Genomic DNA, 596 nt, shown 5'->3' on the forward strand with positions numbered 1-596 from the left:
AAATACTAAATTAGATAAATGTTCATCAGTTAAATCTATAGTGTAATTAGAATCTACTGTATTATTTTTTTCACTTATTACAACATCATTTAATTTTACAGTTATTTTAAAACTAACATCAGGATTGCTATCATAAATATTATATTTTATACTGCAAGCATCGCCAATTACACCTAAATCATTATTTATGGATATAGATGGATTTGGAACAATTTGAACAGTAGTGTACTGATACATATTATAACCCTCATATATAACTTTCTCAGAACCTATATAACGATAAACTTCATATGACTTAATCCTAAATTCTTTAGTTTCAGTTATAGAAATAGTTTTATATTTACTTAAATTATAACTACTATAGTGAGTGATATAAGAAGGACTTCCAGAATTTTGAGAACAAGTAGTCGAATGAATATCATATTCAGAGTAATAACCTTTTCTTTTTCTAACAGTTCTATAAACATTATAATCTCCCATTTAAATCACCTTCCTTTCTACATTGGTATCAAATTATTATTTATCGTTGATATAATACTGCTTCTATTACCTTTTACTTCTTGCATCACTTCTTTTAATGCTCCCTCAACATTATC

At 25.7% G+C, this 596-nt stretch carries 1 pseudogene; it reads right to left on the bottom strand.

The features are described 5' to 3' along the window. A pseudogene (locus Q3223_RS19475) lies at window positions 1-480 on the bottom strand (hypothetical protein); the annotation flags it as partial. Window positions 481-596 lie beyond the last annotated feature (116 nt).

Source organism: Clostridioides sp. GD02367, from assembly GCF_045900275.1.
GTDB lineage: Bacteria > Bacillota > Clostridia > Peptostreptococcales > Peptostreptococcaceae > Clostridioides > Clostridioides difficile_A.